This window comes from Solibacillus sp. FSL H8-0538 (assembly GCF_038003525.1).
Classification (GTDB): Bacteria; Bacillota; Bacilli; order Bacillales_A; family Planococcaceae; genus JBBOPI01.
Window position 1 is genome coordinate 254,483 of record NZ_JBBOPI010000001.1, and the last position, 13,003, is coordinate 267,485.

13 protein-coding genes and 2 riboswitches are annotated in these 13,003 nt (G+C 39.4%); of the genes, 8 read left to right on the top strand and 5 right to left on the bottom strand.

What is annotated here, in order from left to right:
* Nucleotides 1–94 precede the first annotated feature (94 nt).
* Nucleotides 95–276, top strand: a riboswitch (Lysine riboswitch).
* Nucleotides 277–373: 97 nt separating this feature from the next.
* The 5 genes from MHH87_RS01175 to MHH87_RS01195 all read left to right on the top strand — a co-directional run bounded on the left by MHH87_RS01175 (nucleotide 374) and on the right by MHH87_RS01195 (nucleotide 5,775).
* Entirely contained in the window at nucleotides 374–1,831 is a 1,458-nt protein-coding gene (locus tag MHH87_RS01175; protein WP_340747523.1) for an amino acid permease, read from the top strand.
* Nucleotides 1,832–2,034: 203 nt separating this feature from the next.
* The gene (locus MHH87_RS01180) at nucleotides 2,035–2,598 is read left to right on the top strand and encodes an HD domain-containing protein (protein ID WP_340747524.1); all 564 of its coding nucleotides are present in this window, start codon (nucleotides 2,035–2,037) and stop codon (nucleotides 2,596–2,598) included.
* A gap of 2 nt (nucleotides 2,599–2,600) precedes the next feature.
* Complete coding sequence (locus MHH87_RS01185; protein WP_340747525.1) at nucleotides 2,601–3,302, top strand: RNA 2'-phosphotransferase; 702 nt, start codon at nucleotides 2,601–2,603, stop codon at nucleotides 3,300–3,302.
* 131 nt (nucleotides 3,303–3,433) lie between these two features.
* Nucleotides 3,434–3,535: riboswitch (purine riboswitch) on the top strand.
* Nucleotides 3,536–3,683: 148 nt separating this feature from the next.
* On the top strand, nucleotides 3,684–4,256 hold the full coding sequence (locus MHH87_RS01190) for a xanthine phosphoribosyltransferase (RefSeq protein ID WP_340747526.1): 573 nt from the start codon (nucleotides 3,684–3,686) through the stop codon (nucleotides 4,254–4,256).
* Between the two features lie 232 nt (nucleotides 4,257–4,488).
* Nucleotides 4,489–5,775 (top strand): nucleobase:cation symporter-2 family protein, encoded by a 1,287-nt coding sequence (locus tag MHH87_RS01195; protein ID WP_340747527.1) that lies wholly within the window; start codon nucleotides 4,489–4,491, stop codon nucleotides 5,773–5,775.
* A gap of 522 nt (nucleotides 5,776–6,297) precedes the next feature.
* Here MHH87_RS01195 and MHH87_RS01200 read toward each other — a convergent pair.
* Entirely contained in the window at nucleotides 6,298–6,516 is a 219-nt protein-coding gene (locus tag MHH87_RS01200) for a hypothetical protein (protein ID WP_340747528.1), read from the bottom strand.
* Between the two features lie 140 nt (nucleotides 6,517–6,656).
* Here MHH87_RS01200 and MHH87_RS01205 point away from each other — a divergent pair, with 140 nt between their 5' ends.
* On the top strand, nucleotides 6,657–6,848 hold the full coding sequence (locus MHH87_RS01205; protein ID WP_340747529.1) for an ABC transporter permease: 192 nt from the start codon (nucleotides 6,657–6,659) through the stop codon (nucleotides 6,846–6,848).
* 227 nt (nucleotides 6,849–7,075) lie between these two features.
* Here the strand turns inward: MHH87_RS01205 and fumC are convergent, their stop codons facing one another.
* The gene (fumC, locus tag MHH87_RS01210) at nucleotides 7,076–8,467 is read right to left on the bottom strand and encodes a class II fumarate hydratase (RefSeq protein WP_340747530.1); all 1,392 of its coding nucleotides are present in this window, start codon (nucleotides 8,465–8,467) and stop codon (nucleotides 7,076–7,078) included.
* 472 nt (nucleotides 8,468–8,939) lie between these two features.
* Here fumC and MHH87_RS01215 point away from each other — a divergent pair, with 472 nt between their 5' ends.
* Nucleotides 8,940–10,007, top strand: a complete 1,068-nt coding sequence (locus MHH87_RS01215; protein ID WP_340747531.1) for a YeeE/YedE family protein — start codon at nucleotides 8,940–8,942, stop codon at nucleotides 10,005–10,007.
* A gap of 18 nt (nucleotides 10,008–10,025) precedes the next feature.
* Nucleotides 10,026–10,250: a sulfurtransferase TusA family protein gene (locus MHH87_RS01220; RefSeq protein ID WP_340747532.1), complete on the top strand. Its 225-nt coding sequence runs from the start codon at nucleotides 10,026–10,028 to the stop codon at nucleotides 10,248–10,250.
* A gap of 107 nt (nucleotides 10,251–10,357) precedes the next feature.
* On the opposite strand, the gene MHH87_RS01225 is transcribed toward MHH87_RS01220, so the two are convergent.
* The 3 genes from MHH87_RS01225 to MHH87_RS01235 form a co-directional block, all read right to left on the bottom strand.
* Complete coding sequence (locus MHH87_RS01225) at nucleotides 10,358–10,669, bottom strand: hypothetical protein (protein ID WP_340747533.1); 312 nt, start codon at nucleotides 10,667–10,669, stop codon at nucleotides 10,358–10,360.
* 132 nt (nucleotides 10,670–10,801) lie between these two features.
* Nucleotides 10,802–11,356 (bottom strand): DUF1273 domain-containing protein, encoded by a 555-nt coding sequence (locus tag MHH87_RS01230; protein ID WP_340747534.1) that lies wholly within the window; start codon nucleotides 11,354–11,356, stop codon nucleotides 10,802–10,804.
* Nucleotides 11,357–11,781: 425 nt separating this feature from the next.
* Nucleotides 11,782–12,984 (bottom strand): ornithine--oxo-acid transaminase, encoded by a 1,203-nt coding sequence (locus MHH87_RS01235; protein ID WP_340747535.1) that lies wholly within the window; start codon nucleotides 12,982–12,984, stop codon nucleotides 11,782–11,784.
* Between the last annotated feature and the right edge of the window lie 19 nt (nucleotides 12,985–13,003).

Here is a 13,003-nt window from a genome sequence, read left to right on the forward strand (position 1 = left end):
GTTCGAAAAAACTGAATAATTGAATGTCGTTGCTAATGGAAAAATGATATGATACACTCGGGAAATAATAATTTAATAATACATTGCCTCATATAGATGAGGTAGAGGTCGCGATCATTAAAATTAGTATAGCGGAGATTGAGAGAATCTTTGAAGCTTTATGAAAGGAATGATTGCCGAAGTGTTCTATTTGTACTCTCACAAATGAATGCTGGGGCTGTCTCCGAAAGGAACAGAACTGTCACATGCGTAAGCATGTGTTGAGCTATCTTTCAAGTTTGGTGGGGTAATTAATTGGAAACCGTCACATAATCTTGTGTCGGTTTTTTGTTTTTACTGCACTGTGCTTGATAAACAAAGGAGAACTAACAACATGGATAACATAGAAAACAATCAGTTTGGCGGACAGCCACAGCTAAAAAGAGGATTAAAAAGTCGTCATATTACGATGATTTCACTAGGTGGGACGATTGGTACAGGGTTATTTTTAGCATCGGGTGCATCGATTTCGCAGGCGGGTCCAGGTGGTGCGCTACTTGCTTATGCATTAATCGGCGTAATGGTGTACTTTTTAATGACGAGTCTCGGAGAAATGGCGGCATTTATGCCAAATTCCGGTTCATTTAGTACGTATGCAACAAAATTTGTTGACCCGGCACTAGGGTTTGCACTTGGTTGGAACTATTGGTACAACTGGGCAATCACGATTGCTGCTGAAATTGCGGCTGTGTCATTAATTATGAAATACTGGTTCCCGGATAGTAATTCGATTATATGGACGATTCTTTTTATCATTATCGTCTTATCATTTAACTTATTATCTGTTAAAGCTTACGGAGAAAGTGAATACTGGTTTTCGATGATAAAAGTTGTCACAGTTATTGTGTTTATTATCGTCAGCTTCTTAATGATTTTTGGAATTTTAGGCGGGGAAGATCCTGTAGGCTTTGAAAATTTTGTTGTTGGGGATGCACCGTTTAACGGCGGTTTCCTAGCGATTTTTGGTATTTTCTTAGCGGCTGGTTTCTCATTCCAAGGGACAGAGCTTTTAGGGGTGACAGCTGGTGAAACAGAGGATCCAGCCAAAAATGTTCCAAAAGCCGTACGTTCAGTGTTCTGGCGAATTTTACTGTTTTATATTTTTGCAATCGGTGCAATCGGACTGCTCATTCCGTACACAGATTCACGTCTACTATCAGAAGATATTGCAGTGTCACCGTTCACATTAGTATTCGATAAACTAGGTGTCGCGTTTGCAGCATCTGTTATGAACGCCATCATATTAACAGCGATGCTTTCTGCTGGTAACTCGGGTCTTTATGCATCAAGTCGTATGTTATGGCAGCTTGCAGTAGATGGCAAAGCACCGAAAATTTTTATGAAGGTCAATAAACGCGGTATTCCGGTGTATTCTTTAATGGCTACACTTGCTGTTGGTTCACTTGCCTTCTTAGCATCCTTCTTCGGTGACGGCGTTGTGTATATGTGGTTACTAAACGCTTCAGGTATGTCTGGATTCATTGCTTGGCTAGGGATTGCGATTAGTCACTACCGCTTCCGTAAGGCATTTGTCGCACAAGGCAATGACGTCAATACACTGCCATACCGCGCGAAGCTCTACCCATTCGGTCCGTTATTTGCCTTTACGGTCTGTATGATTGTCGTACTTGGGCAAAACTATACAGCTTTCACAGGTGATGATATTGATTGGTACGGTGTGCTCGTATCGTATATTGGGTTACCGCTATTTGCGCTATTTTGGATTGGCTATAAAATCAAACATAAAACAAAGATTGTGCCTTTAACGGAATGTGATTTAACAAATAATTAATGAACGAACGGTAAAATCGAGGAAGTGGATTTTATCGTTTTTTTTAGTGGATAAGAAACCTTAACTTTCCCATCCACTTAAGTAAGGACATCAACTTGCCCGATTTTGGGGAAGTTGTGACTTTCTAATGCGATAAAATATGACAATATTTCACTTTTTTTATAGAGAGCGAATGCTATAATAAAAAAAAGGGGGCGATTTGTATGGATTTGGTCGACAAAGCAATCCAATTTATTGCGGAGAAACATGAGGGCCAGTACCGGAAAGGCTTAAATGTTCCCCATTCTACACATTTATTTGGTGTAGCACGGATATTGAAAATAGCTGGATACGCTGAGCCGGTAGTTATTGCAGGTTTATTACATGATGTGTTGGAAGATACAACTGCTACGGAGCAAGAGTTACAGGAAAAGTTTGGGGATTCTGTACTAGCACTCGTCAAAGCATCGACCGAACTAGAAAAATCGCTCAGTTGGAACGAACGGAAAGAATATGTAATTCAGCAAATTAAACATAAGACAGACGAACAATTGGCCATTATGCTTGCAGAAAAATTACATAATGTGAAATCAATAACGGTTGAGGTAGCGCAACTTGGGAACGAAACTTGGAATAATTTTAATGCTCCAAAAGAAAAACAAGAATGGTATTATCGAGCCATTATTAGTGAAGTGAAAAAATATCATCCGGGTGCCTTGCTCTTTCCTCAGCTTGAACTAGCAGTAGACAAGCTCTTTATTCGGGTAGAAAACTGTAAGAAGAGATGACGATGACTGTTTCATTAGGTTTTTATAAGATAATTTATAACTGGGTGACAGAAGAAGGGACAGAGCGTGCGTTATTCAAACCCTTTCAAATAAATGGGAATCCATACAAGTCACGTGTATTTTTAGTCGGCATGAACCCTAATCCTGTATTAATAGTAGAAGAAAACAGCACAGGTATTTTTGCAGATGCGTTAGTAGACATGGAGTTATTGCATGATTTATATCGTCCACAGCTTGCGCAGGCTCCACGTGAATTTAAAGGATCAATGCAATTTGCTGCATGGATGAAAGAGCAGTTCGGGGAAGATATTGTGTTAACTTCAGTCAATGCCTACCAGACAAATGTGGCAAAAGAGCTCAAGGTAATTAAAAATACAGATCCGACTAATTATGAAAGAGGCATGGACATCTTTAAAGAGGTTGTCGATGAATTTCAACCGGAAATTATCATTTTACAAGGTACAGCCGCATTAGAGCAATTTAAATCGTTATACTACGAAACTTTAATTGTGGATGATTCGTCGATTCCTTTAAAGGTACAAGAGCTAGAAAATGTAGGTGTTTTTGCTGAAATGTACTATAGTAATGGTAACAATGTGAAAATATTAGCAGTACGGAGCATGGCGTATTTCGGGAAGGATGGAACTTCCTTTGAGAAATTTAAGAAAAACCTGAGTGAATTGCTAAATAAGGATTCGGAATGAACCTAAAGACGAACGTTCGGAGTAAAATTGCGTGAAAAATGAATCGAATTCCGAAAAATAAGAATAATTTTATTATTTAAAACACCATTGCAATTAAAAAAGACGATGATTATAATTGGGACATTCAATTAATTTAACTAAATAACTTTACTCATATAATAGCGGGAATATGGCTCGCGAGTTTCTACCGGTTTACCTTAAATGAACCGCCTATGGGTGAAGCATTGTTTAACGAATGGATGTCCCAATTTTTTGTGTAATTCATTCGTTATTTCTTTCGATTCATCACTCGAAGGACTTGCTCCACTCATCACATGGAGACAAGTCTTTCGAGTTTTTTTGTTGTCTGTAAAATGAGCATATACAAGGAGGAGCTTTTTCATGAAGCTTTTAAAAGAAAAAATCGAGCAAGAAGGTAAAGTGTTATCAGATGTTGTCCTAAAAGTGGACTCATTCTTAAATCACCAAATCGATCCAATGTTAATGAAGGAAATTGGCGACGAATTTGCGAATCGCTATTCAGAAGAGATCATTACGAAAGTATTAACAATTGAATCTTCAGGAATCGCACCAGCGACATTCCTTGGTTTAACAATTGGTGCACCAGTAGTATTTGCGCGTAAACGTAAATCACTTACATTAACAGATAATCTATACTCTTCAAAGGTCCACTCATTCACAAAAGGTGAAACAAACGAAATTTCAGTTTCGAAAAATTTCTTATCAGCAGATGACAATGTCATTATTATTGATGATTTTCTAGCAAACGGTGAAGCATTAAAAGGTTTACTAGACATCGCTAAACAAGCAGGCGCAAATGTTGTAGGTGCTGGTATCGTAATTGAAAAAGGCTTCCAAGACGGCGGTAAAATCCTCCGCGAACAAGGACTTCGCATCGAATCATTAGCAAATATTAAATCATTAACAAACGGTAAAGTAGAGTTTTTCGATTAATTTTTTGATTACACGTAGCGTGCTTTTACAACATAGAGGTCTAGGCTAAAGCGCCACACCCTCGAGGTCGATGTAGGTAGTGTAGCCGTTGCTGCTTGGATGCGGCGTTCTTAGGTGGCCAAGATCCCTCGGGTGAAAGTAAGTTGAAAAGAGCACTTTCACGTCGGGCTCTCCAGTGCTTGTCGGGTGTAAGTATGGGCTTTAGCACTTTTCTTAGGAGGATTTACTTGTTATGAATAACTTTAAAGCAACAACGCTTGGGATTCAGCATTTACTTGCGATGTACGCAGGTGCCATCCTTGTCCCGCTAATTATTGGTGGAGCGTTAGGGTTCGATTCAGCTCAGATGACGTATTTAGTAGCCATCGACATTTTAATGTGTGGTGTGGCCACACTTCTACAAGTTTGGCAAGGTAAAGCAATTGGTATTGGTTTACCGGTAGTATTAGGTTGTACATTTACAGCATTAACACCGATTATTTCAATTGGTTCAACGCAAGGAATTGGCGCGATTTATGGTGCAGTTATTGCGTCAGGTGCTATTATTGTAATCATTTCAGGATTCTTCGGAAAGCTTGTAAAATTTTTCCCTCCGATTGTAACAGGTTGTGTTGTAACAATTATCGGGATTTCTCTACTACCTTCAGCGATGACAAATATGGGTGGTGGCGATGTAACAGCTGCTGACTTCGGTTCAACAGTAAACTTAACATTAGCTTTCGCAACCTTGTTAGTAATCGTATTAATTTATCGTTTTGCAACAGGCTTTATGCGTTCAATCTCAATTTTACTTGGTTTAGTAATTGGAACAGTGATAGCTATTGTAATGGGCAGAGTAGACTTCTCACCAGTAGCAGATGCATCTTGGTTCCATATGGTACAACCGTTCTACTTTGGTAAACCGGAGTTCCACCTAGAGCCAATCATTACAATGACATTAGTGGCGATGGTTTCGCTTGTTGAATCCACTGGTGTTTATCATGCACTAAGTGATATTTGTAAAAAGCCAATTAACTCAAAAGATTTAGCGCGCGGCTACCGTGCAGAAGGTTTAGCTTCAATTATCGGTGGTATTTTCAATGCCTTCCCGTACACAACGTATTCTCAAAACGTAGGTCTTGTCCAAATTACAGGCGTAAAAGAACGTAAAGTAATCTTCATCACAGGTGGTATGCTTGTGTTACTTGGTTTCTTACCAAAAGTAGCAGCCCTAACACAAATCATCCCAACACCAGTACTTGGTGCGGCGATGCTTGCGATGTTCGGTACAGTTATTACACAAGGGATGAAAATGCTAACGCCAGAAATCATAAAATCAACTGAAAATGCAATGATTGTGGCATGTGCAGTAGGTTTAGGTGTCGGCGTATCCGTTGTGCCATCAGTCTTTCAATTCTTACCGAACACATTATCGATTCTGTTTGCAAACGGAATCGTAACCGGTTCAGTAACAGCTATTCTGTTAAATATGTTATTCAATATGACTGGGTCGAAGAAAAAAGATCCGATGCATAATTAAACTATTTAATATCCGACATTTCATCGAGTATTCAATGGAATGAGAACATTGTCACCTACATTTATCTATTAACTTAGATATTTGGAGGTGACATTTTTTTAGTAGATAAGAAAGTATAACTTTCTTGTCTACATAAGTAAGGACATCATCTCGCCCTATTTTGGGCGAGATGTGTCTTTCTAATGTGTGGCTTTTTATAAACGGCGATTGTTTTGTTAAAAAGTATAAATAGACGAATTGCAGATACAACTTATCCGTAATTAAGTGCTAATGTCGCTTAATCTAAAATAAGTCGTATGTTAATCTCGCCGATTGCGGCAAATAGCGTTTTAAAATATTCAAAAAAAAAATACCGCGAGAGGTTGTCTGTTAGCTCTATTTTTAAATTACTAAAAAATCCCTCCAACTTACCAAATGAGTGTGTGCGAATGTGTAGTTTGAAACTAAATCATATATCCCGCCTAATTCTACATTAAATTAATTGATAAGATAAGAAGAGCTTCGTGTGAATGCCAGCCCTTATTAGCTCTCTCGGATAATTTTTTCGAACGGGTGATTCGTTAGTAGCTCCTGTGTGGCAAGCTTGACGACCTTTTCAGTTGTGTCAGCAAAGACTAAAATTCGGTACAACTCAAAATCCTTGTAATACGCATCTGCCTCCACAATCCCGTCATCGTTAACATTTTCTAAAATCGTCACGACAATTTCATAGCCATCCTTTTCTACTTCGATCGTTTCCATTTTTCCACGTCCTTCAAATTCCTTTAAGTGTAGTGTTATCAATTCTGTTTTACTTTATGAAAAAAAAAACGTTTTTTTTATGCGAATATTCTGCGGATATAGTAAAATAAAAGTGAATCTAATAAAAAGGGAGAGTTTTTATGTTTACAAGTGATTTGAAACGCGCATTTGAACTAGCGGAAAAGTATAGGATGGACGTCAGTACGGTGACGGAGCTACAAAAAATCGTCATGAAGGAATTGAATTCTTCATTGAAAGTAGAAGAAAACGTGCTGACGCAAATTTTACAGTTGCTTGAAAATAACAAAACATTTTTACGTGAGGCGCAATAAACTGAAAAGGAGAAGACAATGGAAGTAGTTGAAGCACAAGACACATTTGATTAAAGGCGCTGTTCTAATAAAAATTAGAGCAGCGCCTTTGTGTTTGTCTAGTTAATTTTGTGCTCGCCTGAAGTCTTTTAGAGTTGGCACGATGCCAATCAGTCAACCGTTGCTAGATGGATGGATGGAACACTATCGTCACTCGGGTGTATTCGGGCGCAAATACTATTTTCTTGTTATTCGGCATTCGGATAAATCATTGTTTTTGGATCCACATATTGATCAAATTCGGCTTCTGTTAACAAGCCGGATTTAATGGCCGCTTCTTTTAATGTTGAGCCTTCTTTATGAGCCGTCTTAGCAATTTTTGCTGCATTTTCATACCCGATATATGGATTCAATGCTGTCACCAGCATCAATGAATTGCGTAAATTTGCATCCAGCACTTCTGTATTTGGCTCGATTCCAATAGCGCAATTATCATTAAATGACTTCATTGCATCTGCAAGCAAGCGAGCTGATTGCAAGAAGTTATAAATAATGACCGGCTTAAAGACGTTAAGCTCGAAGTTTCCTTGAGAGGCGGCGAATGCAATCGTTGCGTCATTGCCGATTACTTGTGTGACAACCATCGTCATCGCTTCACTTTGTGTTGGGTTTACTTTTCCAGGCATAATGGATGAACCGGGCTCGTTTTCTGGAATTGTAATTTCGCCAATACCTGAACGCGGACCACTTGCTAGCCAACGTACATCGTTGGCAATTTTCATTAGATCTGCAGCGAGCGCTTTTAACGCGCCATGTGCCACGACGATTTCATCATGGCTTGTAAGTGCATGGAATTTATTTTCAGCTGTTACGAAGTTTTTACCTGTAAATGCGCTAATTTCCTCAGCTACGCGAGCGCCAAATTCAGGGTGTGCGTTGATCCCCGTACCTACTGCAGTACCGCCGATTGCTAGTTCCTTCATGAATTCTGTGTTTAAGCGAATCATTTTCTCTGATTTCACGAGCATGTGGTGCCAGCCACTAATTTCTTGGCCAAGTGTGAGTGGTGTTGCATCTTGCAGGTGCGTACGACCGATTTTAATAATGTCCTGGAATGCTTCCGATTTTTCTTTTAGTGTAGCCTTTAAAAGTTGGAGGCGCGGCAATAAATAATTTTCAACGATTTCCACAGCCGCGATATGCAGTGCTGTTGGGAAGGTATCATTGGAGCTTTGGGATTTATTGACGTCATCGTTAGGATGAATTTTTTCATCGCTTCCTAGCTCGGTTAAAATTTCGTTTGCACGGTACGCAATTGTTTCGTTGACGTTCATATTCGTTTGTGTGCCGCTCCCTGTTTGCCAGACGACAAGCGGGAAGTGATTGTCCCATTTTTCTGCAATGATTTCGTCCGCTGCAAGTACAATCGCATCCGATTTCGTAGGGGAGAGCTTGCCTAGTTTTTGATTGGCAATGGCCGCAGATTTTTTTAATAGAGCCATTGCGCGAATAATTTCAATCGGCATTGTTTCAGTGCCAATTTTGAAATTTTCCTTACTACGCTGTGTTTGTGCGCCCCAAATTTTATCGGCGGGCACACGTACCTCACCTAATGTGTCTTTTTCAATACGAAATTCCATAGAAAACCAGCTCCTTTAATTGTATGTATGAAAAAATGACAAACCTAATGTAGATTTGCCATTCTCTTCATATGAAAAAAGTGTTTAAGTGAGATTCGAAACTAACCTGGGGGGAACGCTTCGAAAGTGTTAAAAACTTAGATGTCTTACTTACAATGATAATGATAATCGTTATCACTTGAAAAGTCAACTAGTTTTCTGGGGATTTATTAGTGAGAGGGACATTGTGAAAGTAGTATGTGAATAAGTAGAAATTTTATAACATACTAAATAATCGGATGTTGCCTTTACACAAAGATTTACGGCATTGTAAATATGCGAAAAAATCTCAATTCAATGTAAAAAGCATTGCACACTCTTTACATTGAACAATAGCTATCCAAAAAAATAAAAAAATCATTGCTATTGCCCTAATTTATAATGTATTATAATCCTATAACTTTACTTGGTATTAAAAGGGGGATATCGCATTATGCTATATATGGTTTTAACAGGTTTACTTTGCGGGGTATTGCTTGGCTTTGTAATGCAACGTGGGCGTTTCTGTTTAACAGGTGGTTTCCGTGATATGTATATCGCGAAGGATAATCGTATGTTTTATGCACTATTACTTGCCATTGCCGTACAAAGTGTTGGTGTATACGCATTAATTAGTTTAGGTGTATTTGAATTCAATGCCGGTACATTGCCGATTGTGGCAGTCATTATCGGATCATTTATTTTTGGTATCGGAATTATTTTTGCTGGAGGCTGTGCAACAGGTACTTGGTATCGTGCAGGAGAAGGCTTAATTGGTAGCTGGATTGCGTTAGCCGGCTATATAGTAGTGGCTACAATGATGCGTACAGGTCCACTTGCTAGTGTGATGGAAGCGATGACAGGTGTTGCCCAAGTTGAGGACAACTCTATGGCGTCGACACTGGGGATTAGTCCTTGGGTGTTAATCGTACCGTTCGTTGCTTTAGTGGCGGTTATTATTTACCGTCAGCTACAAAAACCAAAAGTAAAAATCCCTGGATTAAAGCCAAAGAAATCGGGCCTAGCACATATTTTATTTGAAAAACGTTGGAATCCATTTATTACAGCAACGATTATTGGATTAATTGCGACAGCTGCTTGGCCATTATCTGTTGGTGCTGGCCGTATGTTTGGGCTTGGCGTAACAACACCGTCAGCAAACATTTTGCAGTATTTAGTGACAGGTGAAACAAGTTTTTTAAATTGGGGCGTATTTTTGGTGTTAGGTATTTTCCTAGGGTCACTTTTCGCTGCGAAGATGAGTGGGGAGTTCCGCTTCCGTATGCCGGATGTAAAAACAGGGCTTAATAGCTTTTCGGGTGGCCTAATGATGGGCTTCGGAGCAAGTTTAGCTGGGGGCTGTTCAATTGGGAACGGCTTAGTTATGACAGCGATGATGACATGGTCTGGTTGGATATCATTAGTATTTATGATTTTAGGAACATGGACAGCGTCGTATTTTGTATTTGTCCGTCCACGTAAAAAAGCACAAGTAGTACGTACACAAGCAGTGTCCGCGTAAAAAAGGAGAGTTATGATTTTGCAAAAACGATTACAAGTAATGGGGATGGTTTGTCCATTTCCACTAGAGGAAGCAAAAGTAGCCATTCAAGAAATTAACACAGGTGACGAACTAGTAGTAGAGTTCGATTGTACACAAGGGACAGAATCCATTCCTCGCTGGGCAGCAGAAGCAGGTCACGAAGTAACGGATTTCGAACAAGTTGGCGAAGCGGCTTGGACAATTACAATTAAAAAGAAATAATCTCCAATTCGTTGAACGAAACAACGCCTGTCTCTTAGCAATCTTCTATGCTAAAGGATCAGGCGTTGTTTATTTGTGAATTCAATTTAACAGTCACCTCGAATGATTTAAATGATTTTTACGTAAAAATCACGACCATTAGTAATATCGATTACTTCTGTATTCTTCACTTTTTTGTAGTAGTCAGCAATGTTTGTTGCAAGGCTAGAATAACCATTTAAATACGTTCCCTGCTCAATTTTTTTTCCTACGTTATGAAACTCGAAATACAGCTGTGTGTCTGGACACATAGTATCTAAAATTTGTAAGAAATCCCGCTTAGAAATATGAATCCCTCTTGTGTAGCGACATTCCCGACGATATGTGTCGTGTGAAACGTTAATTGGTTTTGGTTCATTTGTCATGGCGATTTGATTCATAATGCGCCAACTCCTCCCGTATGTTAGAAAAGCTAACTTACTACAATCAAATTATACCAAAAAAATCCTGTAAATTAATCAGAAAATTAAATAAATTAAAAATGATTTTTGAAAAAAGGAAAGGATGGGCAGTCACCAATCCTCCCGCTGCATCTCCTCGGCAATCATTTGCAAATCATACGCATTTATTTTTAATAATTCATACTTATGCGCGTCCATATATTTCTCTACAAGCTTTAATACGTATTTTGGTGACCCTTCGTTGTCCTCATCATACACAAGCAGCATCGCATCGGTATTATCAATAATAAATTTATCTTTTTCAATAAACTGCCACGGTGCCTCGTACGGTCGTCTCGTCACACTTGTAACGAAGTTCGCTTTACTGACGATTTGCATATATGTTTCCCGCTTTTGCTCATTCCAATTTTTCTCCTGCTCTAAAAAGGGTGTAATAAGGGAATATTTCAGCTCAGGGAATTCCTCCTGCAGCGCTAGTACTACTTGCGCTGTCCACGTTTCAACACCTTGCTGGCCACTAATAACAACCCACTCTAGACCAGCATCTACTAACATACGTAACTGATTTTCAATCGCTTTTTTTATAATGAGAACTCCGGGATGCTTGTCATTAAAGATGCCGAGCTCATGTGGACGATAGCCTGTTACAAAAACAGTTTTAATCATATGCGCTCTCCTTTTTAAAAAGATAAGAAAGTATAACTTGTTAGTAATGTTTAGGCATTCGCGCTGCACGCTCGAAGTCACGGTTTGTCCTCGGGTGAAAGTGGTGGAGCGTTTACTTTCGCTTCGGACTCGCAAGTAGCTTGTCGTGTGCAAACGGGTGCGAATGTGCTTTTCTTAAAATGATAAAGGTTATTTTGCTCCATCATAACAATTCATTTTGTATATAAGCAAGCACTTGCCACATAACACGAAAAGGTTCATCCTCACGTTGACGAGACGCGGGATGAACCTACTTTTTATATAGCATAGGGGTGTAGTTAATAAATGTTCCGTGGATGCCGCCTTGGGGAAGCGACTACCACTTGACGAAGGGGTCACGTCTTCACTTTGAGCAGAAAATGAAGGGTGCCTCCCTTTTAATCGATTTACTTATTGAATACAGCTTTAATTTGCTCGATTGCCCAGTCTAGATCTTCTTTTGAAATCACTAGAGGAGGAGCAAAACGAATAACTGTATCATGTGTTTCTTTACATAATAATTTTAACGCTGCTAATTTTTCGCAGTATGGGCGAGCTGCTTCTGTTAATTCAACACCAATGAATAATCCACGACCACGAATATCTTTGATCACTGGGTTATCGATTGTGCGTAATTGTTGTTGGAAGTATTCACCTAACTCAAGAGAGCGCTGCGTTAAGTTTTCTTCCTCAAGTACTTCAAGTGCAGCAATTGATACGGCACATGCAAGTGGGTTACCACCGAACGTTGAACCGTGAGAACCTGGGTTAAATACGCCAAGGATATCATCATTCGCAACAACAGCAGAAATAGGGAATACGCCGCCACCTAATGCTTTACCAAGGATTAAGATGTCTGGTGTAATGCCTTCCCATTGGTGTGCAAATACTTTACCCGTACGAGAAAGACCCGTTTGGATTTCATCTGCAATAAATAATACATTATTTTCTTTACAAAGCTCAGCCGCCGCTTGTAAGAAGCCAACTGGAGGCATGATGATACCTGCTTCACCTTGAATCGGTTCTACGATGAATGCAGCTGTGTTTGGTGTAATCGCTGCTTTCAGTGCATCGATATCACCGTAAGGAATTAATACGAAACCTGGTAGCATTGGGCCGAATCCGCGCTTGTATTCAGCATCTGAAGAAAGGGATACAGCACCCATTGTACGTCCATGGAAGTTCCCGTTACAGCCAATAATTTGTGCTTGGTTTTCAGCGATGCCTTTTACTTCATAGCCCCAACGACGCGCAGTTTTGATCGCAGTTTCGACTGCTTCAGCACCTGTGTTCATTGGTAAAACCATATTTTTTCCTGTTAGTTGGCAAAGCTTTTCATACCATTCACCTAATGTAACACTGTGGAATGCACGTGAAGTAAGTGTTACTAGGTCTGCTTGGTCTTTTAACGCTTGAATAATTTTTGGGTGACGGTGACCTTGGTTAAGGGCAGAATACGCTGAAAGCATATCCATATATTTATTGCCTTCTGGATCTGTTACCCAAACACCTTCTGCTTTTTCAATAACGATTGGCAGTGGATGATAGTTATGCGCACCGAATTTTTCAGTTTTTTCAATTAGTTGAGCTGACTTTGTATGTGTAGACATTTAAATTCCTCCTAGTTAA